At 69.5% G+C, this 16023-nt stretch carries 29 protein-coding genes; 25 read left to right on the forward strand and 4 right to left on the reverse strand.

The genetic code is table 11. From position 1 onward, the window contains the following. The 3 genes from ABZ885_RS23135 to ABZ885_RS23145 all read right to left on the reverse strand — a co-directional run. The coding region (locus ABZ885_RS23135) for a recombinase family protein (protein ID WP_360191702.1) at positions 1-1225 on the reverse strand (1225 nt) is incomplete at its 3' end. Positions 1226-1239: 14 nt separating this feature from the next. Further along, on the reverse strand, positions 1240-1779 hold the full coding sequence (locus ABZ885_RS23140; RefSeq protein ID WP_360191705.1) for a hypothetical protein: 540 nt from the start codon (positions 1777-1779) through the stop codon (positions 1240-1242). Positions 1780-1792: 13 nt separating this feature from the next. Beyond that, the gene (locus tag ABZ885_RS23145) at positions 1793-2224 is read right to left on the reverse strand and encodes a helix-turn-helix transcriptional regulator (RefSeq protein WP_360191708.1); all 432 of its coding nucleotides are present in this window, start codon (positions 2222-2224) and stop codon (positions 1793-1795) included. A 237-nt stretch (positions 2225-2461) separates the two neighbouring features. Between ABZ885_RS23145 and ABZ885_RS23150 the strand changes: the two genes are divergently transcribed. The 20 genes from ABZ885_RS23150 to ABZ885_RS23245 all read left to right on the forward strand — a co-directional run bounded on the left by ABZ885_RS23150 (position 2462) and on the right by ABZ885_RS23245 (position 12990). Beyond that, positions 2462-2680: a helix-turn-helix transcriptional regulator gene (locus tag ABZ885_RS23150; RefSeq protein ID WP_360191711.1), complete on the forward strand. Its 219-nt coding sequence runs from the start codon at positions 2462-2464 to the stop codon at positions 2678-2680. Further along, positions 2677-2871, forward strand: coding sequence for a hypothetical protein (locus ABZ885_RS23155; protein ID WP_360191714.1), 195 nt, complete (start codon positions 2677-2679; stop codon positions 2869-2871). Before ABZ885_RS23150 ends, ABZ885_RS23155 begins: the two co-directional genes overlap by 4 nt. An 85-nt stretch (positions 2872-2956) precedes the next feature. Next, a complete protein-coding gene (locus tag ABZ885_RS23160) occupies positions 2957-3418 on the forward strand; it encodes a hypothetical protein (protein WP_360191717.1) in 462 nt (153 codons plus the stop codon). After that, positions 3415-3594, forward strand: coding sequence for a hypothetical protein (locus tag ABZ885_RS23165; RefSeq protein WP_360191720.1), 180 nt, complete (start codon positions 3415-3417; stop codon positions 3592-3594). The genes ABZ885_RS23160 and ABZ885_RS23165 overlap by 4 nt, the downstream gene beginning before the upstream one ends. Next, positions 3558-4433 (forward strand): hypothetical protein, encoded by an 876-nt coding sequence (locus ABZ885_RS23170; RefSeq protein ID WP_360191723.1) that lies wholly within the window; start codon positions 3558-3560, stop codon positions 4431-4433. The genes ABZ885_RS23165 and ABZ885_RS23170 overlap by 37 nt, the downstream gene beginning before the upstream one ends. Next, complete coding sequence (locus ABZ885_RS23175; RefSeq protein WP_360191726.1) at positions 4433-5431, forward strand: hypothetical protein; 999 nt, start codon at positions 4433-4435, stop codon at positions 5429-5431. The genes ABZ885_RS23170 and ABZ885_RS23175 overlap by 1 nt, the downstream gene beginning before the upstream one ends. An 83-nt stretch (positions 5432-5514) precedes the next feature. After that, entirely contained in the window at positions 5515-6261 is a 747-nt protein-coding gene (locus ABZ885_RS23180; RefSeq protein WP_360191729.1) for an exonuclease domain-containing protein, read from the forward strand. After that, positions 6258-6515 (forward strand): helix-turn-helix transcriptional regulator, encoded by a 258-nt coding sequence (locus ABZ885_RS23185; RefSeq protein ID WP_360191732.1) that lies wholly within the window; start codon positions 6258-6260, stop codon positions 6513-6515. The genes ABZ885_RS23180 and ABZ885_RS23185 overlap by 4 nt, the downstream gene beginning before the upstream one ends. Then, positions 6505-6984 carry a hypothetical protein gene (locus tag ABZ885_RS23190; protein WP_360191735.1) on the forward strand — a complete coding sequence of 160 codons (480 nt, stop codon included), beginning with the start codon at positions 6505-6507 and terminating at the stop codon, positions 6982-6984. Before ABZ885_RS23185 ends, ABZ885_RS23190 begins: the two co-directional genes overlap by 11 nt. Beyond that, a complete protein-coding gene (locus ABZ885_RS23195) occupies positions 6981-7109 on the forward strand; it encodes a hypothetical protein (protein WP_360191738.1) in 129 nt (42 codons plus the stop codon). Before ABZ885_RS23190 ends, ABZ885_RS23195 begins: the two co-directional genes overlap by 4 nt. Next, complete coding sequence (locus ABZ885_RS23200; RefSeq protein ID WP_360191741.1) at positions 7106-7705, forward strand: hypothetical protein; 600 nt, start codon at positions 7106-7108, stop codon at positions 7703-7705. Before ABZ885_RS23195 ends, ABZ885_RS23200 begins: the two co-directional genes overlap by 4 nt. Then, positions 7698-7865, forward strand: coding sequence for a hypothetical protein (locus ABZ885_RS23205; protein ID WP_360191744.1), 168 nt, complete (start codon positions 7698-7700; stop codon positions 7863-7865). Before ABZ885_RS23200 ends, ABZ885_RS23205 begins: the two co-directional genes overlap by 8 nt. Further along, on the forward strand, positions 7862-8131 hold the full coding sequence (locus ABZ885_RS23210; protein ID WP_360191747.1) for a WhiB family transcriptional regulator: 270 nt from the start codon (positions 7862-7864) through the stop codon (positions 8129-8131). Before ABZ885_RS23205 ends, ABZ885_RS23210 begins: the two co-directional genes overlap by 4 nt. 150 nt (positions 8132-8281) lie before the next feature. Next, positions 8282-8758 carry a single-stranded DNA-binding protein gene (locus ABZ885_RS23215; RefSeq protein ID WP_360191750.1) on the forward strand — a complete coding sequence of 159 codons (477 nt, stop codon included), beginning with the start codon at positions 8282-8284 and terminating at the stop codon, positions 8756-8758. A 54-nt stretch (positions 8759-8812) separates the two neighbouring features. Further along, complete coding sequence (locus ABZ885_RS23220; RefSeq protein ID WP_360191753.1) at positions 8813-9616, forward strand: hypothetical protein; 804 nt, start codon at positions 8813-8815, stop codon at positions 9614-9616. A 10-nt stretch (positions 9617-9626) separates the two neighbouring features. Then, positions 9627-9848, forward strand: a complete 222-nt coding sequence (locus ABZ885_RS23225; RefSeq protein ID WP_360191756.1) for a hypothetical protein — start codon at positions 9627-9629, stop codon at positions 9846-9848. A gap of 27 nt (positions 9849-9875) precedes the next feature. Next, positions 9876-10838 (forward strand): hypothetical protein, encoded by a 963-nt coding sequence (locus tag ABZ885_RS23230; protein ID WP_360191759.1) that lies wholly within the window; start codon positions 9876-9878, stop codon positions 10836-10838. A gap of 2 nt (positions 10839-10840) precedes the next feature. After that, positions 10841-11479: a hypothetical protein gene (locus tag ABZ885_RS23235; protein ID WP_360191762.1), complete on the forward strand. Its 639-nt coding sequence runs from the start codon at positions 10841-10843 to the stop codon at positions 11477-11479. A gap of 569 nt (positions 11480-12048) precedes the next feature. Beyond that, positions 12049-12258: a hypothetical protein gene (locus ABZ885_RS23240; protein WP_360191765.1), complete on the forward strand. Its 210-nt coding sequence runs from the start codon at positions 12049-12051 to the stop codon at positions 12256-12258. Between the two features lie 495 nt (positions 12259-12753). Beyond that, positions 12754-12990 carry a hypothetical protein gene (locus tag ABZ885_RS23245; protein WP_360191768.1) on the forward strand — a complete coding sequence of 79 codons (237 nt, stop codon included), beginning with the start codon at positions 12754-12756 and terminating at the stop codon, positions 12988-12990. 59 nt (positions 12991-13049) lie between these two features. Here the strand turns inward: ABZ885_RS23245 and ABZ885_RS23250 are convergent, their stop codons facing one another. Further along, positions 13050-13304 (reverse strand): hypothetical protein, encoded by a 255-nt coding sequence (locus ABZ885_RS23250; RefSeq protein WP_360191771.1) that lies wholly within the window; start codon positions 13302-13304, stop codon positions 13050-13052. A gap of 145 nt (positions 13305-13449) precedes the next feature. Here ABZ885_RS23250 and ABZ885_RS23255 point away from each other — a divergent pair, with 145 nt between their 5' ends. The 5 genes from ABZ885_RS23255 (at position 13450) to ABZ885_RS23275 (ending at position 15889) form a co-directional block, all read left to right on the forward strand. Continuing rightward, a complete protein-coding gene (locus ABZ885_RS23255) occupies positions 13450-13779 on the forward strand; it encodes a hypothetical protein (protein WP_360191774.1) in 330 nt (109 codons plus the stop codon). A gap of 38 nt (positions 13780-13817) precedes the next feature. Continuing rightward, complete coding sequence (locus ABZ885_RS23260; protein WP_360191777.1) at positions 13818-14639, forward strand: phiSA1p31-related protein; 822 nt, start codon at positions 13818-13820, stop codon at positions 14637-14639. Between the two features lie 74 nt (positions 14640-14713). Then, positions 14714-14875 carry a hypothetical protein gene (locus ABZ885_RS23265; RefSeq protein WP_360191780.1) on the forward strand — a complete coding sequence of 54 codons (162 nt, stop codon included), beginning with the start codon at positions 14714-14716 and terminating at the stop codon, positions 14873-14875. 20 nt (positions 14876-14895) lie between these two features. Beyond that, entirely contained in the window at positions 14896-15186 is a 291-nt protein-coding gene (locus ABZ885_RS23270; RefSeq protein ID WP_360191783.1) for a hypothetical protein, read from the forward strand. Between the two features lie 10 nt (positions 15187-15196). Next, positions 15197-15889: a hypothetical protein gene (locus ABZ885_RS23275; protein ID WP_360191786.1), complete on the forward strand. Its 693-nt coding sequence runs from the start codon at positions 15197-15199 to the stop codon at positions 15887-15889. Positions 15890-16023: the final 134 nt, after the last annotated feature.

The raw sequence follows: 16023 nt of genomic DNA on the forward strand, positions 1-16023 counted from the left end.
GCTCCAGCTTCTCGATCTGCTGAGAAAGAGCGTCGGCCCGTTTGTCATCGGCGCCGGCAACGAGCACTCCGGCGGTTCCGACGGGGTGTTTGCCGGCTTCATCGTTGATGTCGTCGGCGACCTGCTTCAGCCACTTCAGCACGCGCGCCTCAAGCTGCGGGTACGGAATCCTGACTCCAGCGCACTTGTCGGGGCCACGGCGCCGCCTGATGTTGCAACGCGCGTAGGAGTACTTGCCTACGGTCTCCTTCGTCAGGACGCCTCGGCAGAGGTCACATCGCATGAGCCGCGAGAATGGCGTGGCGGGCTTTCGTGACCTAGGGGGCGTTGCCCTGACGATCCTCCGCTTCTCCAGGTACGCGACCCAGACCTCTTCGGAGATGATTGCGGGGAGGACGGTCTCGTCGGTGACCTTGAGGTGGACGTGGTTGGGACATCCGGTCAGGTACGGCTCGCATTGGCATTCTTTGGAGTGCACGCGAAGGTAGCCGGCTGCGAACCCGCTGTCCATGTAGAGCCTGACGGTCTCTCCCCACCACTCTCCGTCGCGTGTGGTCGTGAAGCCTGAGGCAGTGAGCGATTTGGCTAGCTTGTCGAAGCCCGAGAGGCCGTCGATGTACTGCTGGTACATGTCGACGACGGCTGGTGCCGCGACGGGGTCGAGCTCGTACCGTTCACGCTGGATGGTGAAGGTGCCGTCCAGATTGGGCAGCTTGCGGGGGTGCCAGATGTAGCCGAAGCGGCGGCCGCCACCTGACGGGAGCCCGTTGGACCTGCGCCACTCATGGGTCTCTTTCCACTGCTCACCGGCGCGGTCGCTCTCAAACGCTGCCACTTCGAGGAGCATGCCTCGCTGGAAGCGGCCCATCGCCGTGCGGGCGTCGACTTCCTCGGTCGCAGAGACGAGCTGGCCGCCGGCACGTTCGAGCCGTTCGAGGTTGACGGCGTTGCCGTGTCGTTGACGGCCGAATCGGGAGTACTTCCACGCAGCGATTTCCTTGGCGGTGCCGTCTTCGACGTAGGCGATTGCCTTCATGATCTTGCGACGGAAGTTGCGGCCGGTGGCATCGAGGTCGACGACCCAATGGACGATCCGGCGTCGGCGCCGGTCGGCCCAGGATTCGATGGCGGTGCGTTGCAGCTCCGGGGAGATCATCTCCTCGCGGGCGGTGCTCACGCGGATGTAGCCGATGGCGGGGATGAGGTCGTCGTCGGTGTCGGGCAATGCTCCCCCAAGGGCTAGGACGAGTGGCCGCTGCCTACGGTTGACTCGGATCCTATGGCTGGGGCGGGCAGCGGAATGACGGTGGCCATGTGGCCGCTGGGCGCGCCAGCTTCGGCTTCTGCGATGGTCCGTTGGCCATGTTCGAGGCCGATGAAGTAGCCCTCTTGCTTGAGCTCGGCTGCACGGTCTTCGACGTCCGCGAGGAGTTCGTCGCGCTCCTTGGCGATCATCGCGGCGACCCGGGTTTCTAGCTCGGCGGCCTGGCGGCAAAGGCGTTCGGCGTCCGCGTCGACGATGGCGCGGGCGGCGATGTAGCGCATGTACTCGGCGTTGGTGCGGTCTTGCGCCGCGTAGAGCCGTTGGCGTTCTGCCGTTGTGTCAGTGACCGCGGTGTGGATGGTGCGGGTGACGACGGCGGCTATGCCTATGACCACGAGGGTGAGCGCGACGACGGCGGCGGCCGTGTTGCTTTTCAGTAGTGCTGCGCCAGCAGCTCCGATACCGATGGGTACGGTGGTGGCTGCTAGCGCTGTTGTGGTGGTTCTCGTGGTCATGCATCCTCCCCGCTTATTGGGCTACTGCATCACCCTCACCGTCGTCAGCGGCTCGCAGGTGGCGGCGGTTGCGTTCGGCTAGGTCACGCATGAACAGTGCGCGTCGTGTGGGGTCGGTGATGCCGACCTCGTCTGCCGCCTGCGCGGGGGTGATGGGCTGAAATCGTACGTCTGTTGACCGGCCGAGCGTCAGAGATGCGGCCGAAATGATTCCACTCTCAACAAGCATTTGCACAGGGGGCACGCCGACGGCGTCGGCGATGGGCTCGAAGTACTCGGGGCTAGGGAGGGCGGCGCCTCCGAGCCAGCGCCCGACGGTGCTGGCGGATACGCCGACTGCGGTGGCTAGGGCCTGGCGTCCGCCGCCCCTTTGCTTGTCGATGTCCAGGCCGGCGGCGCGCATGGCGTCGGCCAGCCAGGCGGCGTACTTCTCTGCAAGCGTCATGTGTATGTCACCTCTCCGTGCGGAGGATAGCGGGGCTACGTGCTGATCCGGCAGTAGTTCCGTTCTTGGAATATACGGGGGCTATCGGATCCGGTCACGGGCACCCGGGGGGCGCAGGGGAGCATTCCACAACTTCCACATGTGGCAACACTTGCGGATCCGGCAGGCCGGGTCTAGCTTTACTTCCATGTCCGGCACTACTGCCGAACATGGAAGCATTCTGCATGGGGAGACCACGTGCGACTCAATGTCGAGTACCTCCGCAACGCAGCAGCTCAGGCAGGGGACGACACCGCGTACAACATCGCGCGGCGCCTTCGCGTCAGCCAGTCGACCATGTCCCGGCTGCTCAACGGCAAGTGCAGCCCGTCCGCCAAGACGCAGGCGAAGATGCGCCTCGCCTACGGCGTCAAGCTTGACGAACTCATGACCTGCGACGACCAGGCCGCGGCATGACCAGCCGAGCCGCAGCCATCGCCGACGCCGGCCGGCTTCTCGCCGCCGCCCGCGCCGAACGAGACGCCCTCACCCCCCGCGCCGCAGCGGAAGCCGCCTGGTATCCGGGGCACCGTCTCGGGTCCATCGACGCGATCGAGGCTCTGATCATCAGCCAGCGCGACGCAGCAACCAGTCCAGTCGCTGCCTGAAACCCCGAGGGCCGGGCCGGCGGTGGAGGCCAGTCCACCGCAGCCCCTACGGCCCAACCACCCACCACACAAGGAGGCATAGGCCATGACAGCCGAGCTTACCTTCCCCTCCATCACCGACGACCCGCAGGACCGCGCCACCCGGCTGCTCCTGACCCTCGTCGCCGACCCCGCCCTCCCCCGCCTCCCCTGGACCATCACCGAGGACGGCTCCCTCACCGCACACCTTCGCGGCCACGACCTGTGCCCCGCGGTCGCCGCCTACGCCCGGCGGCTCGGCGCCGCGTTCATGAAGCAGACCCCCTTCACCTACGACGGACACCGGCTCGTCGCGGAGGAGATCACCACGATCCTGAACGGCGTGCCGGTGACGGTCTGGTTCACCTCCGACCTGGCGGCCTACCCGGACCTGCTGGACCAGCAGGAGCGCCAGTTGGCGTGCCGCTTCATCTGCGAGCACGACGACCCCGACGGTCACTGGTGCGACGAGACCCGGCAGGCCTACGCGAACGCGCTGAGCACGCTGCGGCTGGAGGCTGCCGCGTGAGCGCGGCGCAGTGGGAGTTGCTGATCGTCGTGGTCGGCGTGCTGGCGTCGGTCGGGATGCTCGGGTGGGCGGTGCGCCGCTGGCACGAGCACCAGGCGTGGTGCTGCAGCGGGCTGTGCTCCCGCAAGGACAACCGCGCGTGGCTGCCCCGGCAGCGGACGGGCGGCAACTCGTGACAAATCCCAAGCACGCCAACGCCACCGCGAACGGCCGGTACTACACGGACCCCGCCGGCGGCCCTGACCTCATCTCGGTCACCAACGTTCTCGACACCTCGGTCAGCAAGCCCGCGCTGATGCCGTGGGCCGTGAAGCTCACAGTGGAGTGGGTCCTGGAGCACCGCATCGAGGTAGCCCGCAGGGCCATCACCGACCGCACCGCCCTGGTCAAGGAGATCAAGGAGGTGCACAAGCAGGCACGGGAGCGTGCCGCCAACCTCGGGGATCGGATCCACGCCGCGGCCGAGGCCCGGCTGCTGGGCGCGCCGATTGCCGACGACGCGGAGGTCCTGCCGTACCTGGCACAGCTCGACCGCTTCCTCACCCTGTGGGGGGTGGTTCGGGAACGTGATGTCGTCGCCACCGAGATTACGTGTCTGCATCGCCGTCTCGGCTACGCCGGTACCGCCGACATCATGCTGCAGCTGCCGACCGGCCTGGACCGCGGGCGCCAGCTCTGGCTGATCGACATCAAGACGTCCGCCACACGCTCCGCGAAGTCGGTGTATCCGGAGAACACGCAACAGCTAGCTGCTCTGCGCTTCTGCGAGACGGTGCTGCTGCCGGACGACTCAGAGGAACCGATGCCGGCAATCGAGCGCACCGGCGTGCTCAACCTCCGGTCGAAGTCGCACGCGCTGGTCGAGATGCCTGCCGGCCGCACCGCTCACCGCGCGTTCCGCGGCGCCCTCGTGAACGCCCTCTGGCACCACGACGCGCCGTCCTCATACCCCGCTCTGCTCGCGCCCGGCCAGGTGGCCGCGCCGCGCCTACGCACGATCCGGAAGGCGGCCTGATGGGATCGCGCCTGTTCAACATCCAGCGCCGGGCCGCCGAGCACGGCCGGCTGCGCACCGGCTACACGAAGGGCAACCGCCCTGTCCGGTCCAGCACGTGGGTCGTGTCCTCCCACTCGGAGGAACACGTCACGATGGCCGCCAAGCTGTGGGGCGGCACGCCGGAACAGTGGAGCCCGCTGAACTCGTCGGTGCCGCAGTGGCGGGTCATCACTGAGGCGGAGTCGATCGAGGCTCTGATCACGCCCGGGGATCCGCTGAACCAGTACAACGAGATGTGGAGCAAGGGCGGATGCTCGCGGCGCTGCGACGGGCAGACCGAGTTGCTGAGCCGCCAGCCCTGCCTGTGTGCCAGGCAGTTCGGTGAGGACTGGCACCTGCAGTCGAAGGGCCGGGTCTGCTCGGTCACCTCGCGGCTGAACGTCATGCTGCCGGATCTGACCGGGATGGGCATGTGGCGGGCGGAGACGCACTCGTTCTATGCGGCCTCGGAGTGGGGCGCGATGGTCGACATGATCCTCGCAGGGACGGACGGCAAAGGGTTCGTTCCGGTGACCCTGCGGATCGAGCCCCGGCAGCGGGTTGCGAACGGGGAGACCAAGAAGTTCCCGGTGGTCGTGGTGGAGCTGCGGGGAGTGACTCCGCGGCAGGCGCTGTCGGGGCCGCTGGCCACGGCGGTCGCGCTGAATCCGTCGCAGGGCTCCGCGTTGGCGATCGAGGCGCCGAAGCCCGGTCCGAGCTACATCGCCGAGGCTGAGGGCGGTCTGACGTCCGAGGACGTGCGTGACGTCTGGCGGCGGGCACGCGAAGCCGGCGATGTCGCCCCGGACGGTTCTGACGCGCTGTCCAAGGAGCTCATGGCTATCGCTCTGCGCAAGGACGAGGAAGCCGCGCAGCTCGATGAGGACGGCGCGGTCGAGGCGGAGATCGTCGAGAGCGAGCCCTCTGAAGCGGCCGGGTGGCCCAAGGTCGCAGTTCCCGGCGGACGTCGCTCCTAGGAACCCAGGTGGGGCCGTGCCCGCCCGAATCGGGCGCGGCCCCGCACCACCCATCATCCACCAACTCTCAGAGAGGAGGACCCATGCACCTGAACAAGCTCCGTCGTACTGGCTTCGACACCGAAACCACCGGTCCGGACCCGCAGGAAGCGCGGATCGTCACCGCGGCGCTCGTCGTTCGCGGCGGCGGCCGCGACGACCAGACGTTCACGTGGCTCATCAACCCGGGCGTGCCGATCCCCGACGAGGCCGCGGCCATCCACGGGATCACCACCGAGAAGGCGGAGTCCGAAGGGCAGGCCCCGAAGGTCGCCCTGGAGGACATCGCCAGCCGGCTCGCCGCCGCCCTCACCTACGGCATGCCCGTGATCGCGTTCAACCTGTCCTTCGACTGGACCGTGCTGGACCGCGATCTGCGCCGCAACGGCCTGGCCCCGATGAGTGAACGGCTCGCCACCGAGTGGCCCGCGCTGCTGGACCCGCACGTCATCGACAAGCACGTCGACCGGTACCGCAAGGGCTCAGGCATGCGGAAGTTGCAGCCGACCGCTGACGTGTACGGCGTTCAGGTCACCGACTGGCACACGGCCGACGCGGACGCCAGCGCCGCGCTCAGCATCGCCGAGGCCCAGTTCCAGCAGTTCCCGTGGCTGGCCAACCTCGGTGCGGCCGGCCTGTACGGGGCGCAGCAGGGATGGCGGTCAGAGCAGCAGGCGAGTCTGCAGGAGTGGTTCCGGACGAAGGCCACGCCGGAGCAGGGCGGGTCGCCCGACAAGGTGGTCCACGGGGCATGGCCGCTGCTCCCTTTGCCGGTGGGGGTGGCGTCGTGACCGGCCCCCGCATCCAGACGGCACCGCACCTGACCGACCAGCAGACCGCTGTCCTGTTGGCCTTCGCCCGCGGACAGCAGCCCGGCAAGATCGCCACCGCGCTCGGCATCAGCGTGCACACGGTGCGCACCTACCTGCGGGCGATCTTCGTGGCGCTGAACGCCGAGAACCTCGCCAACGCGGTCGGCATCGCCTGCGCCCTCAACCTCCTCGACTCCGATCAGATCCTCCAGGGAGGCCCCCATGCTCGGTAGAACCCGCCGCGAGAACAGAGAGCTCCGCGAACGCGCCGCCTGGTTGGAGAGCCGGGTCCGGCAGCTCAACCTGGCGCTCGGCGCCACCCGCAACGAGTCCCAGCAGCACTTCGAGCGGTGCGAACGGATCAGCAACGATCGCGTCGCCCAGGAGCGGACGCTGACCGGCCTGAAGCTGGGCCACGCCGCGACCCTTGTCAGTCTGACGTGTCGCATCCGGCGTCTGGCCCGCGGCTGTGCCCGGTACCGCGCGGAGTGCGCGCGGCTGCAGCACCTGGTCGACAGGGCCGACGCCCTCGCTGACCGTGCCGTCCAGCCGGCCGTGCCGACGCCCGAGATCGAGCGTCTGAAGCGGGACGTCCGCCAGCGCGACGAGATCATCCACCAGTTGCAGAACCGCATCGACGGCTACCAGCGGGCGTCCGAGGCCCTCGACTGGCAGGCCGCTCCCGCCGCCACGGTCGTGTGATCCGCGACCTCATCGAGCTCACCGCCGGCGATCAGAGCTGGACCGTCCTCGCCGTCTTGGTCCTGATCGCCGTCGGCCTCGCCCTCATCATCCTCTCCCTCACCGCATGGAGACGCCCGCAATGACCGACCTCGCAACCATCCCCATCACCGCACCCACCATCGTCGCGCCGGTCGTCATCGGCCTCGACACCAGCCTCACCGCCACCGGTATCGCCTCGTCCCTCGGCTGGTGCGACACCGTCGGCTACAAGCCGCTCAACAAGAACGACAAGATCACTACCCAGCCGCACGACCGGCGGCTGCGCTCCCTGCTCGGCCTGCTCGGCGACGTCATCCTCGCCGTCGGCAAGCCGAACCTCGTCGTCCTCGAAAGCCCATCCCTCCGTTCCCTCGGCGGCGGCGGGCACGAGCGCGCATGGCTGTGGTGGGAGGTCTACCGCGGCCTGGCCGCCCGCGATGTCCCCGTGGCCCTGATGAGCCCCTCCCAGCGAATGATGTACGCCACCGGCAAGGGCAGTGCTACCAAGTCCGCGGTGGTTGACGCAGTCGCGCGTCGCTGGCCCGCCTGGACCACAGGCGGGGACGACAACCGGGCCGACGCGGTCGTCCTCATGGCCGCCGGCCTCGACTACCTCGGGCACCCGATCACCCCGATGCCGGCCGCGCACCGGGCGTCTCTCGTCAAGGCCATCTGGCCGGAGGAGGTGCGCGGTGACTGAGTTCCTCGCCGTCAGCGGTGCCGTGTTCTGGGTGCTGGTCGTGGGCTTCGTGAGCGCCGTTGCCATGGCCGTTGCCCAGGCCCGGTGGGAGCGGCGTCAGGCGCGACGCAGGGCGTTCCGCGACATCGAGCAGCTCCTCAAGAAGGAGGCCCGCCGATGATCACCAATCAGCGCAAGGCCTGCGCGGACGAGGACCCGGAGCTGTTCTACCCCGTGTCCTACAGCACCCCGGTCGGCAAGGCCCAGGCAGAGAACGCCAAGGAGGTCTGCAGCAGGTGCCCGTTCAGGGACGCTTGCCGCGAACAGGCCCTCGCTCTCGAAGGCAATGCCGAGGCCGAACGCCGTTACGGCATCTGGGGCGCCACCACCCCGGCCGAGCGTCGCGCCATCTACGACACCCGCCGCAAGACCGCGCTCGCGGCATGACCGTCCTGGCCTGGGCTGACCGCTCTCACTGGGCCACCCAGGCCAAGCCGTGCAGGCACTGCAAAGAGCTCACGCACCTCCGGGATGACGACCGTCTCCCGTCGCACAAGGTCTGCGCCGAGCAGGCCCTCACCCTCAAGGACACCCATCGTGGCCGGTGACACCGTTATTACCCTCGTCGGCAATCTGGTCGACGACCCTGAGCTGCGCTTTACCCCGTCCGGCGCTGCGGTCGCGAAGTTCCGCCTCGCTTCAACCCCGCGGAAGTTCGACAAGAACACCAACGCCTGGGTCGACGAAGAGGCGCTCTTCCTCACGTGCAACGTCTGGCGGCAGCCTGCCGAGCACTGCGCCGAGTCCCTGACCAAGGGCATGCGCGTGATCGTGCAGGGCCGACTGCGTCAGCGCTCGTACGAGACCAAGGAAGGCGAGAAGCGCACCGTCTTCGAGGTCGAGGTCGACGAGGTCGGCCCGTCCCTGCGCTCGGCAACCGCGAAGGTCACCCGCGCCCAGCGTGACAACAACGGCGGCAGGCAGCAGCAGAACAACGAGCCGTGGGCCTCCGGGCAGCCCGCTTCCTCCGGGTGGGGCACCCCGCCCGCCACCGGCTCCGAGCCCCCGTTCTAACCGTCCCGCTCCACCCCGGCGCACGTTCGCACGACACCGCACGGAGGACCACCAGTGAGCACCCACATCACCACCAACACTGGTGGCCGCCGTGCCCACCCCCGCGCTGCCTACTGGGCCGCCCGCTCCCGCGACATCACCTACGGCCGGTGGAATCCCGACGTACCCGCCGGACCGGCCCGCCAGCACGCGGAAGCACTCGCCGCCGCGGGCCGGAGCTGGCGTCAGATCGCCGACGACTCGGGCCTCGCCTATCCGGTCATCCGCAACCTGCTGGTCGGCGCCAGCGGCCGGCCGCCCACCAAGAAGCTCAGGGCGATCAACGCCGCGGCCATCCTCTCCGTGCCCGTCCCGGCGCAGCCCGACGGCACCGCGCTGATCGACACCACCGGCAGCCGCCGCCGGCTCCAGGCGCTCCACGCCGCCGGGTGGCCGCTGGGCCGGATCGCCCGTACCGCATACCCCGACCGGCAGGCGTCCGCACGCAGGGTGCTGTTCAACGTGCTGCACGGCCGTACCAGCACGGTCACGCCCCGCACAGCGGCCCGCATCCGGGCCGCATACGACGCCCTGTGGGACCAGTTCCCGGACGCCAGCGGAGTCCCGTGGGCCGCCTCGGCGGACGCCCTACGGCTGGCCGCCGCCAACCGGTGGGCGCCGCCCCTCGCGTGGGACGACGACGACATCGACAATCCCGACGCGCTCCCGGACTGGACCGGGCGGTGTGGCACGCCGGGCGGCTATTACGACCACACCGTCCTTGGCACACCGACGTGCCAGCCGTGTCGGCACGCCGTTGCCGTTGCCGCCGCGGACCGCAAACTCCGGCGCCGCCAACGCGCCTCCACTGCCGCCTAGGAGACCCCTGATGGCCAAGCCCTACCCCGGTCGCCGCTGGGAGTGCCCCGTCCGTATCACCCTCACCTGCGGCTGCATCGTCAAGGCCCGCATCACGCCCATCGGGCCGAACGTCCACTACGGCTGCACCAGCGGCCTCGGCCACGGCTACTGCCTTCCCTGGGTCCGCTGGACCGACGGCATCACCGTCCTCACCAACCGCGCCGTGGATTGCGCCCGCAACGCCAACTGACCGCCCACCACCGAACGGACTTTCCCGATGCCGCGCATCCGCTCCGTGAAGCCGGAGTTCTGGACCGACGAGACTCTCGCCGCCGAGGTCAGCCGTGACGGCCGGCTCCTGTACATCGGCCTGTGGAACCTCGCCGATGAGCACGGGCGTCTGCGCGGCTCGGCTCGGTACGTGAAGGGGCAGTTGTTCCCGTACGACGACGACGTGACCGCGCCGATGGTCGAGCGTCTGCTCGGCCAGTTGGAGGCCGCACGGAAGGTGCTGCGGTACGCAGTCGACGGGGATACCTATCTGTTCCTGCCGAACCTGGCCCGGCACCAGCGCCTGGAGGCCGCGAAGGTCGCGTCGAGACTCCCAACCCCCCCTGAGAAGTTCCCGACTTCAACCCTGAATTCCGACGATCCACCCCCCTCCCCCGGTGGTTCAGACCACCCAAGCCCCGAAGACGTAAACAGCTCGCAAAACCAGCAGGCCAACACCCCCACGACAAACGGCGCAGACAAATCCGCGCGAGGCGCAGACAACCTGTCGCTTCTTTATGGGACAGGGAGCATGGAGCAGGGGACAGGGAACAGGTACGTGTCGGAGAACACCGACGACGAACCCGACCCCGTCGACGCGGCACAGCCGCGCGACACGACGCCCGCACGACACGACGTCGAACTGATCTGCCGCACACTCGCCGACGCCATCGAAGCGAACACCGGCAAACGCCCCGCCTACGGCAAGCGCTGGCGCGACGCCGCCCGCCTCATGCTCGACCGCGACCAGATCCCCCTGACCGACATCCTCAGCGCCATCGACTGGGCCGCCCGCCACGAGTTCTGGCGCTCCGTGATCCTCTCCGCGCCCAAGCTCCGCGAGAAGTACCAGCAGATGAAGCTCCAAGCCCAACGCGGACGGGCCAACCACCTCGCCCCCACCGGCACCGACGCCAACATCGCCGACCACCTCGCCGTGCTCGCCGGAATGCAAGCCGAACGGAGCTAGCCATGGACCCCATCGAAGCCGGCACCCTCCTCGCCCACGCCGCCGCGTTCGACAACCGCAAGCCCTCCGCCGCCGCCAACCGCGCCTGGGCCGACGCCCTCCGCGACATCCCCCTCGACCAGGACGCCCTCGACGCCGTCACCCGCTACTACGGCCAAGCAGCCCCCGACACCGCCGGCATCAGCCCCGGCCGGTGGATCCAACCCCACCACGTCACCGCCCTGCGCAGGCAGATCCGCGCCGAACGCACCCCCGACACCGACAGCGTCATCTACCCCGCCGGGCGTATCGAGACCGGTGCTGAGTTCGTCGAGCGCCGCCGCCAGCAGCTCACCGCCATCGCCGACGGCCGCATCGAACCCGAGATCAACCGGCAGCTCAAGGGCGGGCCCCACCCCAGCCTCGACTCCGTCCTCAACGGCATCGGCCAGATGCCCGCCCACCTCCGCGAGGAGCTCGCCGCCCGAGGCGTCACCACCCGCCGCGGCCGCTTTCCCGAGATGAGCGCCCCGTGCCCGAAGTGCGGTGCCGCCGTCGGCCGGCCCTGCCGCCGACCGTCCGGCACCGAGCTCAGGGACGACACCCACGGCAGCCGCCGCGACGCCTACCAGGCCCAGGCAAACGCGCGCAGGAGCGCTTGATGCGCCGCGACCCGATACCGGCCGCGGTTGGTGCCGCGATCCGCGCCGTGATCGAGGACAACCCGTTCGCACCGCCATGGCGGCAGGCCGAACTCGCCGTCCGGGAACTGCAGGCGCTCGGGTACCGGATCCAGGCGCCGCGACACGATCCGCGTCGGCATGCGGGATCTGAGGGCCTTTCGGGGGCGGCCCGGCCCCTCGGTCCAGGTGGCCCACCGGAGGCCGTTCTTCGACAACAGCTAGAGCAGGAAGGGGCATCCAGTGGCTGACGACACGATGGAGATTCCGCAGCACGCGATCTGGCACAGCTGCGGGGCGTGGTGGACGGGGGCCGGCCGGGGGCACTGCGGGGGCTGCCACGAGACGTTCAGTTCGCAGACGTCGTTCGACGTGCACCGGCGGGGCGGGCGGTGCCTGGATCCGGTGGAGGCGGGTCTGGTCGGCCGGCCGCGGCGGTGGGGGACGGAGTGGGGTTGGCCGGCTCCTGAGGTGGCTCGGTTCGACCGGGTGTTGTCGCGCCTGGACGAGGGGGGCGAGTCGTGAGTGCACCGCGGCGGGTGGACGTTGCGGTGCTGTTGGAGCTGGTGGATCAGCGGCGTAGCGAGGTTGGCCTGTCGTGGTGGGCGTTGGCTCGGGAGTTGGGGGTGACGTCGTCGGCGTGGGCGCGGATGAAGCGGGGGCGGGCTCCGGATGCTCATCTGCTGCTGAGCTTGTTGATCTGGCTGGAGTGGGCGCCGGAGTTGGCCTTGCTGGCTGAGCCGGTGGGGGCGCAGCGGTGAGCGCGCGGGGCCGGGTTGTGATCGTGACGGGCAGTCGTTCGCTGGAGTCGTCGGCGTTGGTGTTCGGTGCGTTGAACGAGGAGCTTCTGGCCGCTGCGGGTGGGCGGTTGTTGGTGGCGCATGGGGCGTGTCCGACGGGTGCGGATGCGTGGGCGTCGGAGTGGGTTCGGCGGATGGGCCGGGGCGGCATGGTGGCGCGGGAGTTTCGCTACCGGGCGTCGTGGGACTCATGTGCGTGGGATTGCCCGACTGGGCCGCATCGGGTGCTGCGCCGGCCTGGGGATGTGCACCATCCGGGGTCTGGTCTGGTTGCGGATTTCTGTCCGGGTGCTGGTCCGCGGCGGAATGCGCGGATGGTGGCTGCGGGTGCGGATCGGGTGTTGGCGTTCCCGGCGGCGGGGTCTCGGGGGACGTGGAACTGCGTGCGCTTGGCTCGCGCGGCCGGGATCGAGGTTCGGGTGGTGCGGCCGGGATCGAGGTTCGGGTGGTGCGGCCGTGAGCGGGGTGTCGGTTGAGTTGATTGGCGGGCCGTATGACGGTGTGCTCACGGTGCTGCCGAATGGCCGTCCGGAGGTGGAGTTCCGGGTGCCGATGCCGGTGTCTCCGGCCGAGTGGTGGGCGGTCGGGCCGGGTGAGGTGGTGCCGCTTCGGGTGGGTGTGTATCGGCGGTCGGACGCGGTGTCGGCGGCTGGTGCGGTGTGGGTGTACCGGTGGGTTGGGGAGCCGGCGTGAGCGGGCATGCGAAAGGGCCGCGCGGCGGTGGTGCCGGGCGGTTGGCGGGGCGTAGCGGGTCAGTCGGTGGTGTCGTCCGTCTTCCGGCTGGCTGCGCGCTGCTTGTAGCTGGGGTCGGGTTCGATGCCGTTCTTGCGGGCGAAGGCGCGTACGTAGGCCGGCGTCCAGGGCGATGCGGCGGCGATCTTTGTGGGCTTGGCGCCGGGCTGGCGGAGGGCTTCGAGGATGGTCATTTCGAGGTTCTCCCGGGCTTGGGTGAAGCGCTTGGTTGCTGCTGCTACGGCTGCCACGTGGGGGTCGTCGGTGGTTGTCATGGGCTCAGGATAGCGCGGGTGTGCAGCGCTTCAATAGAGCGCATTTTTTTATCGCTACTTACTTGCGATCATGGATGGAATAGGCCTAACCTAGAGCCACAAAGCAGCGCTACAAACAAGCGCTCAAGGTTCCGGAGGACGACCCATGAACGCCCGCACCCGCACCGCCCGCCAGACCCTCCGGGCCCGCCGCCGCGCCAACCAGAAGCGCACCATCGCCACCCACGTCCGCAAGGCCACCACCGACGCCGCCACCGCCAAGGGCGTCATCGCAGCGCTCCGCAGGACCGCCCGCGAGCTCCGCAAGGCCGGCCTCCTCGGAAAGGTACAGACCCGCATCGCCCGCGTCACCGCGGACCGGATTGGCCCCGTCTACCGGTACACCGCAGCGCAGATCGCCCTCATCGCCGCCAACTACCGGCCGCGCAAGGCCGAATACAAGCTCGCCGCCGCCCAGCTGCGCCTCGCCGCTTGACCTGGCCTGACACCTACTACACCCCTGGAGCACCAACGATGAGCACCACCATCTCCGCCGGCGTCCTGGCCGGAGCGATCGGCCGGGTCAAGCCCCACGCCGGAACCGACGACACCCTCCCCGCCATCAACGGCGTCCACCTCACCGTCGAGGGCGGCTACTTCTTCGCCGTCGCCACCGACCGGTACACGTTCGGCATCGACCGGACCGCGATCTCCTCAGAGGAGACGTGGAAGGTGAACCTGCGTCGGGCCGACATCCCAATGGTCATGGCGTGGCTCGACCGGATCGAGGCCGGCGAGAACATCACGGTCAAGGTCTCGACCGGCGAGGGCCTCACCACGCTGACCCTGAAGCACGGGGCGAACTCCCTGCAGGTGTCCGACAAGAGCAGCCACCTGGACACTTTCCCGAAGTGGCGGAAGATGACCAGCCAAATCCTCCAGCGGGACGTGGAGCCCGTCCCCGTGACCGGCTTCAACAGCAAGTACCTGGCGCGCTGGCGCGCCGCCGGCCTTGAGCTCGACGTCTGGCAGGCAGGCCCCAACTCGCCGCTCGTCGTCACCACCAAGGACGGGTTCCTCGGCCTGCAGATGCCGATCCGCAACGACAGCCGGGACCGGGAGGACACCGTCGCGGAGTGGGTCAACGCGCTCCGCAGGCGGCAGGCCGTGGTCGAGGGCGTTACGTACGACCTGAGCATCGTCTGGGCCGACCGGCACGGCGACCCGTGGGAGTACGCCGACCGGGACGACGAGCAGGGCCAGCCGCTGATGAACCTCGTCGGCATCGACGACGACCCGTGGCCGCTCGCCAGGGTCGTCGCCGGGTACGGGCCGCTGTGCGACTCCGAGGCCTGACCCACCGTCTGCCTGGGGCGGGGTGTCCGCCCCCCGCCCCAGGCCACCAACCACCGCACGAGAGGAGCAGTCCGATGCACCCCGCGACCGTCGATCTGATCCACCTGATCGCCGCCGACATGCTGGCCGGCTGCCCGCACGACCCCGCCGATCTGGACGAGGACGGCGAGTGCCCGAAGTGCCGGGAGCAGATGAACGAGGACACCGCCGAGTACCGCGCGTACGCCTACCACTAGCCCGTGAGGAGACCATCACCGTGACGCCCGCCCAGATCATCGCCGTCGGCCTGATCCATCTGCTCACACCCGGCCCGCAGGTCGGCTGGCCGCACAACGTGCAGCAGTTGCTGGACAAGCGGGTCGCGGCCGCCGCCGAGGAGGACGCCGCCGAGTGGGGCAGCCGGGAGCACCGGCAGGCCCAGGCCGCGCGGGTTGCGGCGGAGTGGGGCCTCGTCGCCGCCCTGGACGTGCCGCCGCGAGTGGCCGAGCCCCTCGACATCGATGACGCCTACCTGGCGGGGCTGTTCACCGCCCGCCCCACCACCTGAGGAGACCACCGTGACCAAGAAGCCCGTCAGCGTTGAGCAGCGCGTCGCCGACCGCTTCAAGCTCGACACCGCCAAGCACAAGCTCACCGTCCTCCACGAGGACGGCCTCTACCGACACCTCCGATACGCCAACCCGGGCGACAGCTCCCACTGGCCCGGCACCCTCACCATCCGCGGCGACATGGGCAGCTACACCTTCAGCCGCACCCAGGACATGCTCGACTTCTTCCGCCGCTCCGCCTGGGACGGCGGCCCCAACCTCCAGTACTGGGAGGAGAAGCTCGACGCCGCCGACACCCGCGTCGGCGTCCGCGAGTACTCCGAGGATCTCCTCCGCCAGCACATCGCCGACGACCTGGCCGAGCTCACGGACTCCGGGACCGTCACCGCCGAGTACCTGGCCGGCCTGCGCGAGGAGCTCGACGACGAGCTGCTCGGCGAACTCCCGATGTGGTGCATCGAGGACGAGGGCGAGGCCCTTGCCGGCGTCCGCCAGTTCGAGTACCGGCCCGGCGCCGGTGAGGAGCCGTTCACCTTCGACTCCACCGAGTGGGACGTCCGTGACTGGGCGTGGCACTACGTGTGGTGCTGCCACGCCATCGTCTGGGGCATCGCCGCCTACGACCGGGCCAAGACCATCCCGCCCGTCGCCGCCCTGGCCGCCGAGGCCGAGCTCGTGACCGCCATCGCCGCGTCTGCCTGAGGACACGCCATGACCCAGCACCTGACCGCCGACCAGTGGAACGACCGCTACCCGGTCGGTACCCCGGTGACCGCCTACCCCGGTGTCCGCCCCGAGCACCCGGCCTACTCGGCGCTCGACGACCACCGCCTGGA

Origin of the sequence: Kitasatospora sp. NPDC047058 (genome assembly GCF_040643935.1) — a bacterium.
Classification (GTDB): Bacteria; Actinomycetota; Actinomycetes; order Streptomycetales; family Streptomycetaceae; genus Kitasatospora.

Bases quoted from the DNA above. Each gene is read 5' to 3' on its own strand.
- ABZ885_RS23255 (WP_360191774.1), top strand. From the start codon at position 13,450: ATGAACGCCCGCACCCGCACCGCCCGCCAGACCCTCCGGGCCCGCCGC.
- ABZ885_RS23140 (WP_360191705.1), bottom strand. From the start codon at position 1,779: ATGACCACGAGAACCACCACAACAGCGCTAGCAGCCACCACCGTACCC.
- ABZ885_RS23160 (WP_360191717.1), top strand. From the start codon at position 2,957: ATGACAGCCGAGCTTACCTTCCCCTCCATCACCGACGACCCGCAGGAC.
- ABZ885_RS23230 (WP_360191759.1), top strand. From the start codon at position 9,876: ATGCCGCGCATCCGCTCCGTGAAGCCGGAGTTCTGGACCGACGAGACT.
- ABZ885_RS23210 (WP_360191747.1), top strand. From the start codon at position 7,862: ATGATCACCAATCAGCGCAAGGCCTGCGCGGACGAGGACCCGGAGCTG.
- ABZ885_RS23235 (WP_360191762.1), top strand. From the start codon at position 10,841: ATGGACCCCATCGAAGCCGGCACCCTCCTCGCCCACGCCGCCGCGTTC.
- ABZ885_RS23175 (WP_360191726.1), top strand. From the start codon at position 4,433: ATGGGATCGCGCCTGTTCAACATCCAGCGCCGGGCCGCCGAGCACGGC.
- ABZ885_RS23225 (WP_360191756.1), top strand. From the start codon at position 9,627: ATGGCCAAGCCCTACCCCGGTCGCCGCTGGGAGTGCCCCGTCCGTATC.
- ABZ885_RS23145 (WP_360191708.1), bottom strand. From the start codon at position 2,224: ATGACGCTTGCAGAGAAGTACGCCGCCTGGCTGGCCGACGCCATGCGC.
- ABZ885_RS23200 (WP_360191741.1), top strand. From the start codon at position 7,106: ATGACCGACCTCGCAACCATCCCCATCACCGCACCCACCATCGTCGCG.
- ABZ885_RS23260 (WP_360191777.1), top strand. From the start codon at position 13,818: ATGAGCACCACCATCTCCGCCGGCGTCCTGGCCGGAGCGATCGGCCGG.
- ABZ885_RS23250 (WP_360191771.1), bottom strand. From the start codon at position 13,304: ATGACAACCACCGACGACCCCCACGTGGCAGCCGTAGCAGCAGCAACC.
- ABZ885_RS23190 (WP_360191735.1), top strand. From the start codon at position 6,505: ATGCTCGGTAGAACCCGCCGCGAGAACAGAGAGCTCCGCGAACGCGCC.
- ABZ885_RS23265 (WP_360191780.1), top strand. From the start codon at position 14,714: ATGCACCCCGCGACCGTCGATCTGATCCACCTGATCGCCGCCGACATG.
- ABZ885_RS23155 (WP_360191714.1), top strand. From the start codon at position 2,677: ATGACCAGCCGAGCCGCAGCCATCGCCGACGCCGGCCGGCTTCTCGCC.
- ABZ885_RS23180 (WP_360191729.1), top strand. From the start codon at position 5,515: ATGCACCTGAACAAGCTCCGTCGTACTGGCTTCGACACCGAAACCACC.